Consider the following 19,514-nt stretch of genomic DNA (forward strand, 5'->3'; position numbering starts at 1 on the left):
AAGTATATCAAGAGTGCTTGATGCTGCGCATTCTTTTGTTAACAAACATGTAACTGCCGTCTGATTTTTGTCTTATTTAGGGCTGTTACTGTTTGTTTTATATCTTATTTTGGTAAACCTTGTAGCGGTTGTTTTCCGCCACGACATTTACATTGCCAAAGGCGGATTCAATACTGTCACTGTAGGGCAGATGGCGGTTTGCCACAATCTGCCATACGCCATGGGGTGCCAGCTGTCGTTTACTGTCTTGCACGAAGCGTGTCGCAATATCAGTCGTGCTCATCAAACCATCGTGAAAGGGGGGGTTAGAGATGATGGCGTTAAATAGCCCTTCAGTCTGGGCCAAACCATCTGAGGGATAAACTTTGGCTTGCATGTTATTGGCGGCCAGCGTTAATTCGCAAGATAGCAAGGCCATGGCGTTGATGTCGACACACTCAAGCTGTAATTCCGGTTGCTGTAGCAATAGTGCTGCGGATATGACGCCGGCACCACAACCAAAATCCAACACCCTACCGTTTAGCGAGGCTAAGTGTTGCAGCAGCAGCTCAGTTCCCTGATCCAGCTGCTTTTCGCTAAACACACCCACCATGTTGCAGATAGTGATACTGCGTTCCCCAAGCACTAACGGATAGCGACTGACAAATGTATTAATGTCGATGTGAGTCGGATGGCTATGGCAGGTAGCGCTATATAACAAACAATGACGCGCATTATCTAACTTGATGGGTTGCGCGAAAAACGTCGATTTAAGTTTGTTGAATGAGCGAATACCGCCTTTATTTTCGCCAACAACAATCAGTTCACCGTCTGGGCGCAAGTGGTATGCCGCCAAGGTCAGCAGATATTGCAACAGTGGCTTGGCTTTGGGGAAATAGATAACAACGGTATCAAACTTAGCACTTGAGTCGCTAAGCTGGTGGCCAAACTCCGCGGTGACGTTCGCATTTGCCGCTGTTAACGCTTGGTGATGATTAAAGTCGAGCGCTAGTGTCGTCACTGAGGCACATATGCTCGCCAGCTGGGCCGCACACTGATCCGCTTCGTGATTAAGTATCAGCGTGTGCTTGTCTTGAAACAGATGTTGATTACGAATAAGCAGTTCAGAAGGTGCGGTCAACAAAGCGGCGTTCTCACTAAAAATTTTGCTTATTATAAGCTGAGCCTTAGGCAAATGAAAAAGGGCTCAATAGAGCCCTTTGTGTTACTTCGCTTCTTTTTTAGGTTTAGGAAGCAAGCTGATAATTTTGTTAGCAATATCGGTATTATCTTGATTGCCGATGAACAGCTCAGAACCTGGCCCCGCGGCAAACACTTGTACGTCTACACCAGTATGACCGCCCGTTGTCCAGCCGGTATTTGTGCGCGCATCGATTTCATGTTTGATGGCTTCTGAAAGCGCTTTTTTACCCTGCATTCGGGCGCGTGACAGTTTTTCGTAGAGCTCATCATCAATACTGAAACCAAGACTGGTGGCTAATGTGTCTCGCCATTGTTCTTCGCCCAACGCGTTAGCTGCCATAGCATCGGGGCTGGCCTTAAGCTGACGCAGAACTTCAGGATGCCATTCATACTTGCCGTTGGCGCCAACAGACATACCACCCGTGTTGTGATCGGCCGTAACAACTACCAAAGTATCGGGATGACTACGAATAAACTGCTCGACAATCTCAATACTATGGGCAAATTCATCTAACTCCCCCATGGCTGCAGCGACGTCATTGTCGTGACCGGCCCAATCGATTTGACTGCCTTCGACCATCAATACAAACCCTTGTGGATTGTTAGACAGCAGCTCTAAAGCTTTGGTGGTCATTTTACTCAGCTTGTGGGCATCAGGTTCATCCATCGACCAAGGCAACTGTACATCAGCGAAAAGGCCGAGCACTTTAGGTTGCGTGACACTATCGAGGGCGGCGAAATCAGTCAGTACTTGATAACCCTTTGCGGCAAACTGTTCACGCAGTGGCGTTGGAAAATACTTCTCGCCACCGCCGAGGATTAAGTCTGCATCTGTATTGATATAGCTAGCGGCAATCGCATCATAGTTACGACGGTTTTCGTCATGACTTAAAAACGCAGCTGGCGTTGCGTGGTTCACTTGGCAGGTCACCGCAACACCTGTACTCAAGCCTAGCTTTTTAGCGCGCTCTAATAGCGTCGGTATCGGGCGCTTGTTGACGTCGACACCAATGGCACCGTTATAGCTTTTTACACCAGTCGACAGTGCGGTTGCTGCCGCAGCCGAGTCGGTAACATAGCCACTGACGCGAGCCGGATAAGTGGAGGCCATACCCACTAACAAACGATCAAACACGGTTTGTTCAATCTCTTCCGTATCGGGATTATCTTTGTAATAGCGGTACGCACTGGTATAGGACGGGCCCATACCATCGCCGATCATAATCACGATGTTTTTCGGGCGAGAAGGGGCCGCGGTAGGATTTAACGGCGCTTCAGCGCTGATTGCGACAAATGGTAACCAACAGGCAACAGCTAAAAAGCAAAATCGCTTGAGTCTCATTGTTTATCCTTTGTTGTTTTCACTTATACGGCGTTCAATTGCATCCATCAATTTACCGGTAATGTCTACGTCAAAAGCAGCTTCAATCTCTTTCACGCAGGTCGGGCTAGTGACGTTGATTTCAGTCAGTTTGTCACCGATAACGTCCAAACCGACGAAAATCAGCCCGCGTTTTTTCAGCTCAGGCGCAATTGCGTTGGCAATCTTCCAGTCGCTTTCCGATAACGGTTGTGCGCGACCACTGCCGCCCGCAGCCAAGTTGCCGCGAGTTTCACCTTTTTGCGGAATACGTGCTAAGCAATAAGGCATTGGCTCGCCATCAACCACCAAAATGCGCTTATCACCATCAACGATTTCTGGAATATATTTCTGCGCCATCGCATAACGTTGGCCATGATCGGTCAGCGTTTCGATGATGACACCCACGTTGGCATCATCTTGCTTCAGGCGGAAAATCGACGCGCCACCCATACCGTCGAGCGGTTTTAGGATCACATCGCCGTGCTCCTTGTGGAATGCGCGCAGGCGTTTGGCATCGCGGGTCACCAACGTGATGGGGGTGAATTCATTAAACCAAGCGGTAAATAACTTCTCGTTGGCATCGCGCAGGCTTTGCGGTTTATTCACGATCAATACACCCGCTTCTTCGGCACGCTCCAGCATATAGGTGGCGTAGATAAACTCTGTATCAAACGGCGGATCTTTACGCATCAGAATCACATCAAGGTCGCTCAATGGTGATTCTTGGGCTTCGCCTAGGGTGAACCAGTCGTCGGCATGCTGGCGCACGGTGATCGGACGCATATAAGCACGCGCTTCACCTTCCACCATCGCCAAATCAGCCATTTCCATATAATAAAGTTGATAGCCGCGGCTTTGGGCTGCCAGTAACATGGCAAAGCTGGTGTCTTTCTTGATGTTGATGTCCGCAATGGGATCCATCACGATACCAAGTTTAATCATTTGTATTTCCTTACTTCTAAAAGGCTTAGCCCAAATCACCGAATCTGGATTGCAGAACGGAGATTGCGGTTAACGCTGCGGTTTCAGTTCGCAAGACTCTGGGACCCAGTAGGACATCGGTAAAGCCTTGTTGTTCGGTCATGGCGATTTCGTCATCTGACAGCCCACCTTCGGGGCCAATCAGCAATCGCACTCTTGGGGTTGTTAATGACAAGCCACCAATACCATGCTGCGCACGCGGATGCAGGTTGAGTTTTACTGCGGTGGTATCTTCGGCGCACCATTCCAGCAGATTCATTGCGGGGCGCACCACTGGCACTACGCTGCGTCCTGACTGCTCACAGGCACTGACCACAATCTTCTGCCATTGCTGAATTTTCTTCTCAAGCCGCTCACCATCAAGTTTGACGCCACAACGCTCTGAAAACAATGGGGTTATGGTGTTCACGCCTAATTCCACTGACTTTTGCAGGGTAAAGTCCATGCGGTCACCGCGTGAAATGACTTGTCCAAGATGCAGATTGATCGGAGATTCAGAGGCGTTAGCACTGCATTGTTCAATGGTGACCGTGACGGCCTTCTTACCTGCGGCAGTGATAACAGCTAGGTAGTCGTTACCATCCCCATTAAACAGGCTAATAGCTTGTCCTTCTGCCATACGCAGTACGCGGCCAATATGCGCACTCGCATCGGCATCAAGCGTGACTTCAGTATTGGCGGCTAAGGTGGTGGCTTGATAAATACGGGGAACTCTCATCTTAGATCCTGAAAAACGCAAACGGCAAAATTTGGTGGTGGCAATTTGGCATTGTGAAATGTCACGCGCTATAAATCGCCCAATCGCGACATTTTACCCAGTTAATGCCGTCAGGTGTAATCCTTTTCGACACCTGCAGCTAGACGCACATTTAAGCGTTTGCGCTTGATATTTACTCGAGCGCCGCTTGGGTTAATGTTTGGCCGCAGCGACGACAGAGATATTGGGCTTGCTGGCGTTGTACTTTATTGTGGCGTCTGACACTTAATTCAACCCTGCCGCACTGACATTGGTAACTAATTCCTTTGGGAGTAACCGAGCTAACGTCAAATTGATGAGTCACGTTGCCTGGCAATTGAAAGACTTGTTGCATTAGCGTCTTCCATTCAACGCCATGAGGTTTGACTTTGCCATATAGCAAATAAGTTAACAGGTGACATATTTCGTGCGGCACAACTTCGGTCAGAAAGATATCGGCGTTCTCTTCTAACAGCACAGCATTAAAACGTAATTGTTGCTTAAGCGGATGTGCCGTCCCCGCGGCTTTGCCACGCAAGGCAAAATTGACGCTCGGACGCGGGAAAGAACGGTTAAGCGCTTGTTCGGCTTGCTGATAGCATGCTGTTACCCGCGCTAATACTGCCGCTTGATTAACCGTTTTAGCATGCGCAGATTTGGCGACAGCGTTGGAGATTTGACGAGAAACAGTACGACCGGAAAACCACATAATACACCTAAACAATAGCCCGGCATCGACGACAGATACCGGGCCTCAGCTTACAGTGTCGCGGCGGCTGCAGCAATCATCTGCTTCATTTGCTCCACGATTGCTTGTTCCATTTCGGCATCGTAACTGGTGAGCCTAGGGGTATGGATATGGCCAGTGGGAATAGGGCTACCGAGTTGATCTCGCAACAGGATTGAACGGTAAGATATCTCGTTCGAAAGATAACCACCGCCAGAGCCTTCAACTGAGGTGGCGTTTTGTAGCTCGGCCAGCGATGATGCTGTAAATGTGCCGCGCGATAGGGTGGTGACTTGGTGATTATCATTAATCGGCCAACGACCACTGACTTGCGCAATCGCATTAACCGGCAGTGAGAACTCTACAAACTCAGGACCATTAAGGGTTTTGCCATCTAACATAGGTGCTTTCGGGTGGGTTTTATCTGCCCCAATGTAAACGTTACGGTTATCCGGTGCCTTAGCTGAACGATTACGACCAGGGAATCGTTCAATATCGAAGTTATCCCGTCCCATACTGACGGTGATGACCATGTCGACTTGTTTATCACGATATACCGGGGTCAGTAGGGATTCGATAATGCCTTCATCAAAATCGGCGAAACGCACCGGAATCATTACTGTTTCAATCTGTACATTTTTACCATTGGCTTGAAAGCGGTAGCCATCTAACGCTAACGCGACTAAACCCGAGGGGTTACTTTGGTCGATGTGGCGATCAAGGAAAAAGGGATCAAAGCCGGTCAGAAGAATCTTAATATTGGTGTCATCCGCATACTCAATATCACTGAAACCGCGCGATGATTTCTCGACCGCTTTTATAAGAATTTGCTTCTGCCAGTCAGCAATGTTGAAGGCAGGCTTAGCATCGCTCAGCAGTTGGCGCATTTTCAGGCGTGACCAGTACAGCGAGCGATCATCAGGGTGGCCTGATTGCACATCACGCACCGCTTGCTGCCATACGCGTTTACCTAATTGCGCTACCATCTGGGTGACTTTCAATTCATCATTTTGCCTGGCGTAGCTGGTGCCTAAATCTTCGACAAAGGCCTGATAGCGGTCAACAACCTGCGGCATAGCGGTTGAGGCTGCGCCAATACGCTGCTCTTCTACACCAGCGTTGGCGGTAAGTGAAACACAACAACTTAGGAGTAATGTACTGAATAACAGCGGCTTGTGCATGGGACAGTTCCTTAGCAGCAACGTTTTTTAACAATTCCTTATCAGTTAAGTATGCACCAGCATTTCGCTACATTAAAGCAGATAAGCCATTAATCTTAGATGATTTGTCGTGTCCGTTAGCGGTAAATGCTACATCATCATTGACTGAAGCGATTCTTGGCTGCCAAAGCGCTTGGTGAAAAAGTCGAGGAAGACACTGATATTGGTAGCCAACTGGCGACGACTGGAATAGACACCGTACACTTTAAAAGGCTCAATCGGCCATTCCTGCAGAAGTGGCACTAAGGTGCCGCTGGCAATTTCGTTCTTACAGACAGAGTTAGACAAAATTGCGATGCCAAAGTCATCCATCGCCATGCGCTTCACCATGACGGAGCTGTTAACCCGTACACGGCGCTTAAAGCTGGCCATGGTTTTACGGTTGCCTTTCCCCAGCGGCCAAATCGGCGCCGAGCGCAAGGTGCCCAGTAAAATACCGTCATGTTGCGCCAGATCTTTAGGCGTTGCAGGTGTGCCTTTGGCTTTTAGATAGGCGGGGCTGGCGACCAAAATTGGCTGCCGTTCAAACAGCAATCTGGCCACGAGGTCTGAAGATTGTAGCGGCCCGTATTTAATGGCGATGTCGTAGCCTTCACCGACTAAACCTACTTCGGCATCGGTAAACTGCACATCGAGTTCGATACCCGGATAAAGATGCATAAAGCCACTACACAGACTGGCAATGACTTCCTGATTGAAAGAAACCGGGATGGCAATTCGCAATAATCCAGCCACATCATTGTGAGTATATTCAATGGTAGCCTTTGCGGCTTCCACTTCATTGGTTATATTTTCACAGTGCTGATAAAATAAGGCACCAATCTGTGTCAGGCTGATTGAGCGCGTGTTACGTTGCAATAAACGTACGCCAAGTTCTTGCTCAAGCTGCGCAATTTTGCGACTGATAGTGGATTTTGGCAGACCCATTTCTCTGGCCGCTTGAGAGAAGCCTTCTGCTCTGACCACTGCAGCAAATAGCAGCATCCCATTCAAATCTGGCATGTTTTTCTTACTGTCTCAAAAATGGAACAAAGTGTCTAAGCCAGTTTAATAGTAATTTTGAGTGCATCAAAGTTATATTTGATCGCTGTATCATAAATAAAGAGGCTTAGCAGAGGATCGATTCGATGACCAGCACAAAGCAGCCCGCAAACATGACTCAGGCACAAACTCCAGATCCGCTGTTTTTACATGCGGAACATCTGGCACAAGATTTCTCTCTTTTTCCCGAACATAGCAAGAAAAGTCTAAACGACGAGATCAAAGGTTTATTAGATGAAGATGCCATCCAGGCCAACCTTAAATCTCTGTCGCAGTTAGATGTTGATGGCTATGTTAACAAAGTTATTCAGCCAACCTTAGATAAGAACCGCCCAGGTGCTAAGCGTATCATCGCCGAATTGAAAGGTAAGATGATCGCTGAAGAAACCCACGGCCCTTTCTACCAAGCTGAAATTGAATTGAATTTCGGTGGCCGTAGCCGCCGTATCGGTTTTGTTGCGCAAGAACGTACCACCTCTAACGGCGCGTGGATGCCAGAGCATCACCTGCTGTGTTGTGAAGCCGTACGTCACTTCGCTGAGCTGTCGATGCCAATCGTATTTATGATTGACACGCCGGGGGCAGATGCTGGTGAAGTCGCCAATAGCCATAACCAAGCGCATTCTATTTCACGTGCTATCGCCGAAAGCGTTAACGTTGACGTGCCAACGCTGGGTATCGTGATTGGCGCTGGTTACTCTGGTGGTGCTATTCCATTGGCAGCGGCAAACATCTTGCTGTCATTACGCGACGGTATCTTCAATACCATTCAGCCTCAGGGCTTACAAAGCATTGCGCGTAAGTTCAATCTGTCTTGGCAGGAATGTGCCAAATCAGTGGGTGTGTCGCCAGAAGAGCTATACACCGCTGGTTGTATCGATGGCATTATCGATTTCTCGCCAAGTGATCGTGATGAGCGCCAGCACAACCTGCGCCGCGCGATTATCAGCGGTATTGAAGCGATTGAAAGTGCTGCGGTTGGTTTTGTTAAAGAATCTGATGATCTGAAAGAACACTATCGTCGCAGTCTGAACCGTTTCCTTTATCCTTCGAAAAACTTGAAGGCACTCGACAGTGCGGTACACATGTCGCAGTCGAGCAACCCAACGATGCACTTGAACCTGTTTGGTAGTGCATATCGTTATCTGCGTTACTTGACGCTGCGTAGTCGTATCCATTCCATCACCATGGATCAATACGGTCGCCTGTCAAAAGTCAGTGTGCCAGAAGGTGACTTGCTGCTGCGTATTCAAAAAGAGCAGGAAAAAGTCTTCCAATCTTGGTTATCGAGCCCAGATAAGCTGATTTACGATGAAGAGCTGGCGAAGTTGTGGAACAACTTTGTGTCTAAGCGTGAAGACGTCAGCACCGAACGTAATATGCTGACCCGTTTGATTTTGGGTGAACCAAAAGAAAACTACAAAAAGGCACGTAAGGCACTGTTGTTCAACATCTGTTGGTCGCTGTACCACCGTTGGAAAGCCAATGCTGCCAACAACTTCAAAGGACTGATCCAGTATCTGGAAACCTTACCTGCTGAAGTGACCCAAGCGCCATGGCCTGAACTGAACGAACTGACCGTACTCGATGTAGTTGTCAACCAAGAGTTACGTGAAGACTTCATTTGGCAGTGTTACAACATTCTGATCTTCAACGCCCTGTACGACAACGTGGTCGGTAATCTGGCATCTATCGCGAAAGAAGCGATGATGAACAAGAGCCTGTCGCGTAGTTCTGTTGATGGTCTGTTACACAAATCTATCGACCGCGCCATTTCTACTCAGGATGTGGCCAACGATAAGAGTAAGTTCTATAAGTGGCTGAAGTACTTTATGTCTCAGTCAAACCGCGCAGAATTGCTAACGAAAACTGAGCAATGGAAGAGCGTCGGTTTCCCACAACTGAACAACAGCTTGTTCGTTATTCTGACTTACTTCTTCGAACGCTTGCTGCCTGAGTACTTCGACAGTGAAGAAGACAATACTCAGTACACTGGCGCCATTAACCCGGTACGTATCGGTCGTCGTAAAGACTTCTGGAACCGTCTGACCATGGGTTATCAGGATCTGTTGATCCAGCGCGTACTGCGTGAAGAGAAGAAAACCGGCAAGATGACCTGGAACAATATTGTTGATACTTTCTTCAACAATTTTGATGAGTTGAACGGCGACAAGATGACGGCCAATTCACTCAACTTCCCGGGGTTCCGCTTGTCGATTGAAGACGCACTTGACCGTGGTATTCGCCCATGCGGTTTGATTACGGGGCTGGCTGATTTCAAACACAATGGCAAAAAATTGCGAGTGGGTGTTGCCGTATCTAATACCGCCTTCCAAGCTGGTGCCTTTGATATGGCCAGTGCTGAGAAATTCTCTGCGCTGTTGATTGAATGTGCTAAGCGTCGACTACCAGTGATCTGCTTCATCAGCTCAGGTGGTATGCAAACGAAAGAGGGTGGTGCTGCACTCTTCTCGATGGCCGTTGTGAACGACCGCATCACGCGCTTTATCCGTGATAATGAATTGCCAGTGATGATGTTTGGTTATGGCGACTGTACCGGTGGTGCGCAAGCATCGTTTGTTACTCACCCATTGGTGCAAACTTATTATCTGTCTGGTACTAACATGCCGTTTGCGGGTCAAATGGTGGTACCTGCGTATTTGCCTTCGACCGCAACCTTGTCCAACTATCTGTCTAAAGTGCCAGGTGCGATGAATGGTTTAGTACAAAACCCATTCAGCGACACTTTGGATGAGCAGTTACAAGGTATCGATCCTCTGATGCCAATGCCGACCGATAGTATTGAAAGTGTTATCAGCACCGCACTGTCTTCATTGGTTCCTGAAACCCATGAAGTTTCAAGCGATGAAATCGTACAAGACGACCCTCGTAAGCTGATGAAGCCTATCGACAAAGTGCTGATCCACGCTCGTGGTTGTACTGCGGTGAAACTGATCCGCAAAGCACACGATAACAACATCAACGTGGTGTTGGTGGCATCTGATCCTGATATGACCTCAGTGCCAGCAGATATGCTGAAAGAGAACGACAAGTTGGTTTGTCTCGGTGGTAACACCTCTGATGAATCTTACTTGAACGCATACTCTGTACTGCGTGTTGCCGATTACGAGCAAGTAGACGCGTTGCACCCAGGTATCGGCTTCTTGTCTGAAAGTCCACAGTTCGCCGCATTGTGCGTGAACAACGGCGTTAACTTTGTTGGTCCTAGCGTCAACTCAATGACCACCATGGGTAACAAGTCGAACGCAATTAAGACCTCACAATCGCAAAACGTACCGGTTGTTCCCGGTTCACATGGTATTTTGACTAACGCAGAGCAAGCGGTGAACGTAGCCAACGAAATTGGTTACCCTGTGCTGCTTAAAGCGGTACAAGGTGGTGGCGGTAAAGGTATTCAGGTCGTTCGTCGTCCAGAAGAAATGATTGGTCTGTTCCAAAAGACCTCGACTGAAGCGGCGGCGGCGTTTGGTAACGGTGACCTGTACCTCGAAAAATATGTGACGTCACTGCGTCATATCGAAGTCCAGTTGCTGCGTGACCAATTTGGTAATGCCAAGGTGCTGGGTTTACGTGACTGTTCAGTACAACGTAACAACCAGAAAGTGATTGAAGAGTCTGGCTCAACTATGCTGCCAGATGAGCTGAAAGCCAAAGTGTTGGAATACACTAAAGCGCTTGGTCACGCTACCGATTACATGGGCGCAGGTACGGTTGAGTTCATCTACAACTTGGATGCCAACGAAGTGTACTTCATGGAAATGAACACTCGTCTGCAGGTAGAGCACCCAGTCACAGAACTGACTTCAGGTATCGACATTGTCAGTGCACAGTTCGACATCGCATCTGGCCGTTCTATCGAAGAGCTGCAACCAAAAGAGCTGGGCTATGCACTGGAAGTGCGTGTCACTGCTGAGAAAGCGGCACTGGACAGCCAAGGCATTCTGCACCTGCTGCCTAATCCAGGTTTGATCAGTGAATGTGTGATGCCAGAGCGCGATGATATCGACGTGATTTCTATCGCAGCGGAAGGCAAAGAAGTATCGCCATACTACGATAGCTTGATTGCGCAAATCATCGTGCATGGTGAAGACCGTGAAGATGCCATCAACCGCATGTTGAGCTACCTCGATAGCGTCTCTATCAAAGGCATCGCCACTAACATTCCATTGTTGAAGCGTATTCTGGCCGATCGTACCTTCCGTGAAGGCGTATACGATACCAACTATTTGCCACGTTTGATGGCCGAGTTGGATATTCCAGAATTGATCGCTGAGATGGAAGCGGCGGCAGAAGCAGAAGCGGTAGATACTGAGTCACTGCGTGTGGGTGAATCGAGCGAACTGAAAGTATTGGCACAGGGTGCTGGTATCTTCTATAGCTCACCAGCACCGGGTGAAGCAGACTTTGTGAAAGAAGGCGATATCGTCACTGTGGATCAAACCTTAGGTTTGACTGAAGCAATGAAGATGTTCTCACAAATCACACTCGCTGGCTTTAACCGCAAAAATGCCGTGTTGTATCCAGAAGATAAGCAATATCGCATTGAGCGGATTCTGAACGGTAACGGCCAACAAGTATCGCAAGGTGACCTGCTGTTTGTTATCTCTCCGGTAGATGCCGAATAAGCAGTAAACGAAATGTCATAAAAAAGCCCGCTTAGCGGGCTTTTTTGTCGGCTACACTAAATAGCGGCGTGAGCTAGCACCATTTTAAAGATGGTTGAAAGCTAATTTCGGTAAACAAATTACCGAAGATATTAATGATTTTTTGAAATCTGGCGGAAAATCCTGTAAAACCAGCCCCAGAAAACCGACTTCGTTGCAATTGCATATGGATTTGTAGCTTTGTAATTGTTTGAAAAACAAAGGTAATAATCTGTTAAGTCTCAATTTTACAGCGCTATTGTTAAGACGCTGGTGAAATTTGAATCTGTGGATTGCAGGAAGGTGGGATTTCGGTGTTATAATACGCGCCTTAATAAATGGGGTACCGTCTGTCGCAGCAAACGAAGTGGCACACTCCGTCTCCTATTCACTAACTCATAATGAAGTTGAATCATGACTGACTTATCGAAATACAGAAATATTGGTATTTTTGCTCACGTTGACGCGGGTAAAACTACCACCACCGAGCGTATCCTGAAACTCACTGGTAAGATCCACAAACTGGGTGAAGTACACGATGGCGCTTCAACCATGGACTTCATGGATCAGGAAGCTGAACGTGGTATCACCATTCAGTCAGCTGCGACTACCTGTTTCTGGAAAGATCACCGTTTTAACATCATCGATACCCCAGGACACGTTGACTTCACCGTTGAAGTTTATCGTTCTCTGAAAGTTCTGGATGGCGGCGTTGGTGTATTCTGTGGTAGCGGTGGTGTTGAACCACAATCAGAAACCAACTGGCGTTATGCGAACGAATCAGAAGTTGCACGTTTGATCTTCGTGAACAAACTGGACCGTATGGGTGCTGACTTCTTGCGCGTAGTTGCTCAAGTTAAACGCGTTCTGGGTGCAAACCCACTGGTTATGACGCTGCCTATCGGCATCGAAGATGACTTCAAAGGCGTAGTAGACGTTCTGAACCGTAAAGCGTACATCTGGGACGAAACTGGTCTGCCAGAAAACTACACCGTGACTGACGTACCAGAAGACATGGTTGATCTGGTTGAAGAACATCGCGAACACATGGTTGAAACTGCGGTTGAGCAAGATGACGACCTGATGGAAGCGTACATGGAAGGTGAAGAACCTTCTATCGAAGACATCAAGCGTTGTATCCGTAAAGGTACCATCAACTTGGCGTTCTTCCCTACGTTCTGTGGTTCTGCGTTCAAGAACAAAGGTATGCAGTTGCTGCTTGACGCAGTAGTTGATTACCTGCCTTCTCCAACAGAAGTTGTACCACAACCTCTGACTAACCCAGAAACTGGTGAAGAAACTGGTGAAGTAGCTACCGTATCTGTTGACGAGCCTTTCCGTGCTCTGGCGTTCAAAATCATGGACGACCGTTTCGGTGCGCTGACCTTTATCCGTATCTACTCAGGCAAACTGAAGAAGGGTGACACCATCCTGAACAGTGCAACTGGTAAAACTGAACGTATCGGCCGTATGGTAATGATGCACGCTAACGACCGTGCTGAAATCGATAGCGCTCAAGCGGGTGACATCCTAGCAGTTGTAGGTATGAAGAACGTTCAAACTGGTCACACTCTGTGTGATCCTAAGCATGAATGTACTCTGGAACCTATGATCTTCCCTGATCCAGTTATCTCTATCGCAGTAACTCCGAAGGACAAAGGTGCTTCTGAAAAACTGGGTATCGCACTGGGTAAAATGGTTGCTGAAGATCCATCATTCCAAGTTGAAACTGACCAAGAAACTGGTGACACCATCCTGAAAGGTATGGGTGAACTGCACTTGGACATTAAAGTTGACATCCTGAAACGTACTCACGGTGTTGACCTGACTGTAGGTGCTCCTCAAGTAGCTTATCGTGAAACTATCACTAAAGCTGTTGAAGATAGCTACACTCACAAGAAACAATCTGGTGGTTCTGGTCAATTCGGTAAGATCGATTACCGCATCAAGCCAGGCGAAGCTAACTCAGGCTTCAAGTTCGTATCATCAGTTGTTGGTGGAAACGTACCTCGTGAATTCTGGCCTGCAGTTGAGTTTGGTTTCGAATCAATGATGAAAGAAGGTCCATTGGCTGGCTTCCCTGTATTGGACGTTGAAGTTGAACTGTTCGATGGTTCTTTCCACGCAGTTGACTCATCAGCAATCGCGTTCGAAATCGCAGCAAAAGGCGCGTTCCGTCAATCTATGCCAAAGGCGGGTCCACAGCTGTTGGAACCTATCATGAAGGTTGACGTGTTCACTCCAGACGATCACGTAGGTGACGTAATCGGTGACCTGAACCGTCGTCGCGGCATGATCAAAGACCAAGAAGCTGGTCTGACTGGTGTTCGCGTTAAAGCAGACGTACCGTTGTCAGAAATGTTTGGTTACATCGGTAACCTGCGTACTATGACTTCAGGTCGTGGTCAGTTCTCTATGGAGTTCTCACACTACGCTGCATGTCCTGCAAACGTTGCTGAAAAAGTAATTGCAGAGACTAAAGAGAAAAAAGCGGCTAAATAAGCCTTAGCTTTTACTCTCGCATTAAAAAGCCCGCTCTAAGCGGGCTTTTTTGTGTCTATGTGACATATGGTGTGTTTAAGGACTATCGTCGCTTAGACTGCGCGGGAGAAGTTTTGGCAGTATGAGTGACTAGTCGATACAAAAAAGCCTGCTCGTTGGCAGGCTTTTTGGCGCTAGTAGGAAAACCGCTTATTAGTCTTCCAAGTGACCGCAGAAACGATAACCTTCACCGTGAATCGTGGCGATGATTTCAGGCGTTTCCTGATGGTTTTCAAAGTGCTTACGGATGCGGCGGATGGTAACGTCCACAGTACGGTCGTGTGGCTTTAACTCACGGCCTGTCATCTTCATTAGCAATTCAGCACGGGTCAGGATTTTTCCAGGGTTCTCAACAAAGTGCAGCATGGCACGGAATTCAGAACGCGGCAGCTTATGTGCTTCGCCATCTGGATTCACCAAAGAGCGGCTGTTGACGTCTAAGGTCCAACCGTTGAACTTGTATGCTTCAATGGCTGACTTCTCTTCTGGCTCTGAACTGACACTAGTAACGCGAGTCAGCAGGTTACGAGCACGAATGGTCAACTCACGAGGGTTGAATGGTTTAGTGATGTAATCATCTGCACCAATTTCCAAGCCCAAAATCTTATCCACTTCGTTGTCACGACCAGTCAGGAAGATCAAACCAATATTATTGATTTCACGCAGCTCTCTGGCTAACAGCAGGCCATTTTTGCCAGGCAGGTTGATATCCATCACCACCAGGTTAATTTTGTTTTCCTGAAGCGCCTTGTGCATTTCCGCGCCGTCGTTTGCTTCTGAAACGACATAACCTTCGGCTTCGAAAATGCTTCTCAGAGTGTTACGAGTAACTGCTTCGTCTTCTACAATCAGAATGTGCGGGTTTTGCATATCATTTACCTAATAAATCAGTTGAGTCTAACCATGAGCCGCGCTCATGCCTGCTTGTTCTCTGTTAATGCCAAATTATTGAATTTAGTGGCTATTCGCCAAAACCAGGTTACACAGTCAGTACTTCATGATTAGTTTTGAATTTTGTGTACAACAAACGTGCACGAAATGTAATAACTCAGATATTCGTTGCGGTATTAAGTTCCGCTTGATCCTTGAATAACTGGCTAAAATTCTTTCTCGTTCAGGAACCGAACAGCTTGGTGTCTTTAAATCTGTTTCAATCAGATACGGTGTTCGGTGGCAATCCAGCAAACTTGTGATCGATAACCGATATTGTACTCTTATTGGGCATTTGTTAACAAATGAAATGTTAACAAATTTCCCTAGAATGACCTATTTGACTGCTGATTAACGAAAATGGTGAGACAATTTTACAGGTCGATAGGTAATTCTGAGACAATGTGAGAAGTGCTTTGGATTTTGAAACGGCTTTGCTAGACTATTTTGAGCCTTTATCAGGAGCCGCTTAATAATGGATGTGGGATTTAATCAGCTCTGGCAACATTATCAAAATAGTTGCTTCTTACTGACTCAATGTTTGAACCCGCCTTGCTCCTTTGCAATTATCACCGCCAGCAATCCTCTCGGTACTATCCTTTCCACTAGCCAGAATCGTCTTCGAGATAAACAATTACAGCGAGATATTCATCAGAGTGGCTGTGCCTATCGTGCGCTTGTCGGGGCCTCACTCGATTTGCAGCATATGGAAAAAAGCTGGGCAATCTATATGGACCAGCAAACGGCGTATCAATTGGCACATAAGTACCAACAAAACGCGTTTTACTTTGTTGAAGAGGGCAATATTCAACTCTTACCCTGCCATTGTGATGCGCAACCTGTGCAAATGGGACCATTTGAGCAATTTGTGCGTATTGTTGAAGAATTGCCGGAAATTCACGACTAACATTAGTCAATTATGCTGTTTAACGTTCTTTTGCACGAAAACACTGCCGGGGCGTTGACAATTTCGCCTTAGCACTGTAATTTTCCGACTCCCTCCTGCGGGAGGAAACAGAAGAGGAGCGCCTACTAGGTAGTGAGTTTGAGGATACCAATATCCAATGACAACTCACGAGGGAGATAGGCGCCGAGGTTAACGCGAGATTGGTATGGCGTTCACCGGTTGGTCAGGCTGAATCCTGACGACTGTCACCGTATTTTTGGTGGAGAGCTTCTGGTGTGACAATCGCTTTTCCCTTCTTTAGGGTGCCTTGTACCAGCACCAGGCTCTTCGAACGAGATTTGTTCGGAGCTGACATGAAATTCAATCCAGTTACTATTTGTGTATTCTTCCTGTTTGGGAGGAATTGCTAATGTCTCTAGTCGTCGCAAAATTTGGTGGTACTTCGGTAGCGGATTACGCTGCCATGAATCGCTGTGCCGATATCGTGTTAAACAATCCTGCCACACGCGTGGTCGTGGTGAGCGCCTCTAGTGGCGTAACTAACTTGTTAGTTGAGTTAGCCCAAGCCAACGTTACTGAAACACAACGTTTAGCACTGCTAAAGAAAATTGCCCAGATCCAATACAGTATTGTTGATTGCTTAGCGCGACCAGATGACGTCACTGCTGCCATTGACCGTTTACTGAGTCGCGTTGATGTACTGAGCCAACAGTTTCAAGCAGATCCGAACAAAGCCACTGCTGATGAGCTATTGTCGTTGGGCGAACAATGTTCATCACAACTGTTTGCAGCGGTGATTAGAGAACGTGGTGTGGTGTCCTCGGCCTTTGATGTGCGTCAAGTGATGCGCACCGATAGCTTATTTGGTCGTGCTGAACCGCAAATTGGTGAGTTGAAATCGTTAGCGACAGAAAAGTTACTGCCGTTACTGGCCAGCCAACTTATTGTGACGCAGGGGTTTATCGGTGCTGATGCAGAAGGACGTACTACAACTTTAGGTCGTGGTGGATCCGATTACTCTGCTGCACTGCTCGCAGAAGCTCTCGATGCTGATGCAGTTGAGATTTGGACCGATGTGCCAGGTATCTTTACTACCGATCCTCGCTTAGCGCCTAATGCAACGGCTATTCCGGAAATCAGCTTTAACGAAGCGGCAGAAATGGCGACTTTTGGCGCTAAAGTTCTGCACCCGGCCACGATTTTACCGGCAGTAAGACAACAGATTCAGGTATTTGTAGGCTCAAGTAAAGCGCCAGAGTTGGGCGGTACTTGGATCCGTCATCAAGTTGAAAATCCTCCAGTATACCGTGCTGTTGCATTACGCCGTGATCAGACGCTACTCAATCTGCATAGTTTGCAAATGCTGCATGCCCAAGGCTTTTTAGCACAAACGTTTGCGACGTTAGCCAAGCACAAGATCAGTGTGGATCTGATTACTACCTCTGAAGTTAACGTGTCGCTGACCTTAGATAAAACCGGTTCGGATTCCAGCGGCCAGGGCTTATTGACCGAGGCTCTGTTGCAAGAGTTGTCACAACATTGCCGCGTGCGCGTAGAAGACAAACTCGCCTTAGTAGCGATTATCGGTAACCGCATCGCGACCACGGCAGGCATTTGTCAGCAAGTGTTTTCGGTATTGGCGCCACACAATGTACGCATGATTTGCCAAGGGGCAAGTCCGCATAACTTGTGTGTGTTGGTACATGAATCGGAAGCGGCCGATGTGGTGGCGGCATTGCACCGTAATCTGTTTGAACAGTGATAAAAAAGCGGGCGCAAGGCCCGCTTTTTCGATTAAAGCGTTATTCTTAAATCACAACCTTTTGCGTTGCAATTTAAGGTTTTACAGCACGAGAAATTGGATTTTGCAGACTGATTAATGTTTCTGTCGATTGAATTTCATCAATAGACTGAATGCGATTAATCAACACATGCTGCAATGCATCAATTGATGGGCACATGACCTTAGCGAAGATACTGTAATTACCAGTGGTGTAATACGCTTCTACGACTTCTTCGAGCGCATCTAACTTAGCTAATGCTGAAGGGTAATCTCCGGCACTCTTTAAGTTGATACCGATAAAACAGCAAACGTCATAGCCCAATGCTTTTGGATTAACCGTAATTTGAGCACCTGTGATAATGCCCGCTTGCTTCATTTTCTCCACGCGCACGTGGATGGTGCCAGCGCTGACATTAAAGCGTTTTGCTAATTCCGCGAACGGCGTTCTCGCGTCCTGCATCAACGCCTCGAGGATCTGATTGTCCAGCTGATCTCTTTGGAATGATGTATCCACAACAACTTGCCTTATGTTCCTATAAACAGGCATGAATTTACGTGTTTTATTAGCTTATTGCCAGTGATCCACATCATCTAATGCAAGATTTACTGTAAACAATTCCTTAAACTCACTGTTCGTTAATTGGGTTTACAAATGGTACTGCAGCATAAAATGTCATGGATTCTTTAGAATAAGGATGATCTATTGTTAAATGCGTCGCATGCAGCAAAAGTCTCTGTGACATGGCTTTGGCAACACTGTCAGCATAAAAATTATCACCCAAGATAGGGTGGCCTAATGCCATCATATGTAGACGTAGCTGATGTGAACGTCCGGTAACGGGCATTAGCTTAACTAAAGTGGAGTTTTTGCCTTTACTGATCACTTCAAAATGGGTGACAGAGGGTTTACCTAACTGATGGTCAATCTTTTGTTTGGGGCGGTTCGGCCAATCACAAATCAGCGGTAAGTCGACAGTTCCGGATGATTGGCGCATATGTCCGGCAACGCGGGCAAAGTAGACTTTCTTGGTTTCACGCTGTTGAAATTGCCGTTTGAGTTCTCGTTCGGCATTGCGTCTGAGTGCCAGCAGCAAAACACCAGAAGTGGCCATGTCTAAGCGATGGACGACCTGCGCCCCTTCATGCAGTTGCAAGACGCGGCTATAAGCGCTGTCATAATGTTCTGCAGCTCGCCCCGGAACAGATAACAAGCCCGAAGGTTTATCAAGCACAATGATGTCTTTATCCTGATAGAGGATATTTAACCAAGGGAGCTTCGGGGGCTGGTAGACGAAATCGCTCATAACTCTGGTGACTGGCCGCTAAGGTGCGCAACTTTAACCTTGAACGTCAATAGGCGCAAGTCGTGTCGGTATCGACAATTCATTTGATTGCGACTTCTCATTTTGCGCTATGGCGATTAGTATCTTAACCATCAT

General features: G+C 47.4%; 14 protein-coding genes and 1 riboswitch. Of the genes, 4 read left to right on the top strand and 10 right to left on the bottom strand.

What is annotated here, in order from left to right:
* Positions 1-97 precede the first annotated feature (97 nt).
* The 7 genes from HR45_RS00970 to HR45_RS01000 all read right to left on the bottom strand — a co-directional run bounded on the left by HR45_RS00970 (position 98) and on the right by HR45_RS01000 (position 7,211).
* Positions 98-1,123 (bottom strand): methyltransferase, encoded by a 1,026-nt coding sequence (locus HR45_RS00970; protein ID WP_037438797.1) that lies wholly within the window; start codon positions 1,121-1,123, stop codon positions 98-100.
* 81 nt (positions 1,124-1,204) lie between these two features.
* Positions 1,205-2,524, bottom strand: a complete 1,320-nt coding sequence (locus HR45_RS00975; protein ID WP_081933346.1) for an alkaline phosphatase — start codon at positions 2,522-2,524, stop codon at positions 1,205-1,207.
* Between the two features lie 3 nt (positions 2,525-2,527).
* Positions 2,528-3,487 carry a glutathione synthase gene (gshB, locus tag HR45_RS00980; RefSeq protein WP_037438800.1) on the bottom strand — a complete coding sequence of 320 codons (960 nt, stop codon included), beginning with the start codon at positions 3,485-3,487 and terminating at the stop codon, positions 2,528-2,530.
* 25 nt (positions 3,488-3,512) lie between these two features.
* The gene (gene rsmE, locus HR45_RS00985) at positions 3,513-4,244 is read right to left on the bottom strand and encodes a 16S rRNA (uracil(1498)-N(3))-methyltransferase (protein ID WP_037438802.1); all 732 of its coding nucleotides are present in this window, start codon (positions 4,242-4,244) and stop codon (positions 3,513-3,515) included.
* A 172-nt stretch (positions 4,245-4,416) separates the two neighbouring features.
* Positions 4,417-4,971 (bottom strand): SprT family zinc-dependent metalloprotease, encoded by a 555-nt coding sequence (locus HR45_RS00990; protein ID WP_081933347.1) that lies wholly within the window; start codon positions 4,969-4,971, stop codon positions 4,417-4,419.
* A gap of 50 nt (positions 4,972-5,021) precedes the next feature.
* Positions 5,022-6,170 (bottom strand): pyroglutamyl-peptidase I, encoded by a 1,149-nt coding sequence (locus tag HR45_RS00995; RefSeq protein ID WP_037438805.1) that lies wholly within the window; start codon positions 6,168-6,170, stop codon positions 5,022-5,024.
* A gap of 129 nt (positions 6,171-6,299) precedes the next feature.
* Positions 6,300-7,211, bottom strand: coding sequence for a LysR family transcriptional regulator (locus HR45_RS01000; RefSeq protein WP_037438806.1), 912 nt, complete (start codon positions 7,209-7,211; stop codon positions 6,300-6,302).
* Between the two features lie 125 nt (positions 7,212-7,336).
* Between HR45_RS01000 and HR45_RS01005 the strand changes: the two genes are divergently transcribed.
* The gene (locus HR45_RS01005; RefSeq protein ID WP_037438808.1) at positions 7,337-11,896 is read left to right on the top strand and encodes an ATP-binding protein; all 4,560 of its coding nucleotides are present in this window, start codon (positions 7,337-7,339) and stop codon (positions 11,894-11,896) included.
* Positions 11,897-12,328: 432 nt separating this feature from the next.
* Positions 12,329-14,416, top strand: coding sequence for an elongation factor G (fusA, locus tag HR45_RS01010; RefSeq protein WP_037438810.1), 2,088 nt, complete (start codon positions 12,329-12,331; stop codon positions 14,414-14,416).
* 192 nt (positions 14,417-14,608) lie between these two features.
* On the opposite strand, the gene arcA is transcribed toward fusA, so the two are convergent.
* A complete protein-coding gene (gene arcA / locus HR45_RS01015) occupies positions 14,609-15,325 on the bottom strand; it encodes a two-component system response regulator ArcA (protein ID WP_037438811.1) in 717 nt (238 codons plus the stop codon).
* A gap of 535 nt (positions 15,326-15,860) precedes the next feature.
* Here arcA and HR45_RS01020 point away from each other — a divergent pair.
* Complete coding sequence (locus HR45_RS01020; protein WP_037438813.1) at positions 15,861-16,292, top strand: DUF3293 domain-containing protein; 432 nt, start codon at positions 15,861-15,863, stop codon at positions 16,290-16,292.
* Positions 16,293-16,395: 103 nt separating this feature from the next.
* Positions 16,396-16,570, top strand: a riboswitch (Lysine riboswitch).
* A 131-nt stretch (positions 16,571-16,701) separates the two neighbouring features.
* A complete protein-coding gene (gene lysC / locus HR45_RS01025; RefSeq protein WP_037438816.1) occupies positions 16,702-18,054 on the top strand; it encodes a lysine-sensitive aspartokinase 3 in 1,353 nt (450 codons plus the stop codon).
* A 73-nt stretch (positions 18,055-18,127) separates the two neighbouring features.
* Here the strand turns inward: lysC and asnC are convergent, their stop codons facing one another.
* Together asnC and rluA are read right to left on the bottom strand one after the other, a co-directional pair.
* On the bottom strand, positions 18,128-18,589 hold the full coding sequence (asnC, locus tag HR45_RS01030; protein WP_037438818.1) for a transcriptional regulator AsnC: 462 nt from the start codon (positions 18,587-18,589) through the stop codon (positions 18,128-18,130).
* Between the two features lie 112 nt (positions 18,590-18,701).
* The gene (gene rluA / locus HR45_RS01035) at positions 18,702-19,379 is read right to left on the bottom strand and encodes a bifunctional tRNA pseudouridine(32) synthase/23S rRNA pseudouridine(746) synthase RluA (RefSeq protein WP_037438820.1); all 678 of its coding nucleotides are present in this window, start codon (positions 19,377-19,379) and stop codon (positions 18,702-18,704) included.
* Positions 19,380-19,514: the final 135 nt, after the last annotated feature.

The sequence above is a fragment of the Shewanella mangrovi genome (genome assembly GCF_000753795.1).
Lineage (GTDB): Bacteria > Pseudomonadota > Gammaproteobacteria > Enterobacterales > Shewanellaceae > Shewanella > Shewanella mangrovi.

What these genes read in the sequence shown, in the direction of transcription:
- HR45_RS00975 (WP_081933346.1), bottom strand. Translation starts at nt 2,524, where the DNA reads ATGAGACTCAAGCGATTTTGCTTTTTAGCTGTTGCCTGTTGGTTACCA.
- gshB (WP_037438800.1), bottom strand. Translation starts at nt 3,487, where the DNA reads ATGATTAAACTTGGTATCGTGATGGATCCCATTGCGGACATCAACATC.
- rsmE (WP_037438802.1), bottom strand. Translation starts at nt 4,244, where the DNA reads ATGAGAGTTCCCCGTATTTATCAAGCCACCACCTTAGCCGCCAATACT.
- HR45_RS00990 (WP_081933347.1), bottom strand. Translation starts at nt 4,971, where the DNA reads ATGTGGTTTTCCGGTCGTACTGTTTCTCGTCAAATCTCCAACGCTGTC.
- HR45_RS00995 (WP_037438805.1), bottom strand. Translation starts at nt 6,170, where the DNA reads ATGCACAAGCCGCTGTTATTCAGTACATTACTCCTAAGTTGTTGTGTT.
- HR45_RS01000 (WP_037438806.1), bottom strand. Translation starts at nt 7,211, where the DNA reads ATGCCAGATTTGAATGGGATGCTGCTATTTGCTGCAGTGGTCAGAGCA.
- HR45_RS01005 (WP_037438808.1), top strand. Translation starts at nt 7,337, where the DNA reads ATGACCAGCACAAAGCAGCCCGCAAACATGACTCAGGCACAAACTCCA.
- fusA (WP_037438810.1), top strand. Translation starts at nt 12,329, where the DNA reads ATGACTGACTTATCGAAATACAGAAATATTGGTATTTTTGCTCACGTT.
- arcA (WP_037438811.1), bottom strand. Translation starts at nt 15,325, where the DNA reads ATGCAAAACCCGCACATTCTGATTGTAGAAGACGAAGCAGTTACTCGT.
- HR45_RS01020 (WP_037438813.1), top strand. Translation starts at nt 15,861, where the DNA reads ATGGATGTGGGATTTAATCAGCTCTGGCAACATTATCAAAATAGTTGC.
- lysC (WP_037438816.1), top strand. Translation starts at nt 16,702, where the DNA reads ATGTCTCTAGTCGTCGCAAAATTTGGTGGTACTTCGGTAGCGGATTAC.
- rluA (WP_037438820.1), bottom strand. Translation starts at nt 19,379, where the DNA reads ATGAGCGATTTCGTCTACCAGCCCCCGAAGCTCCCTTGGTTAAATATC.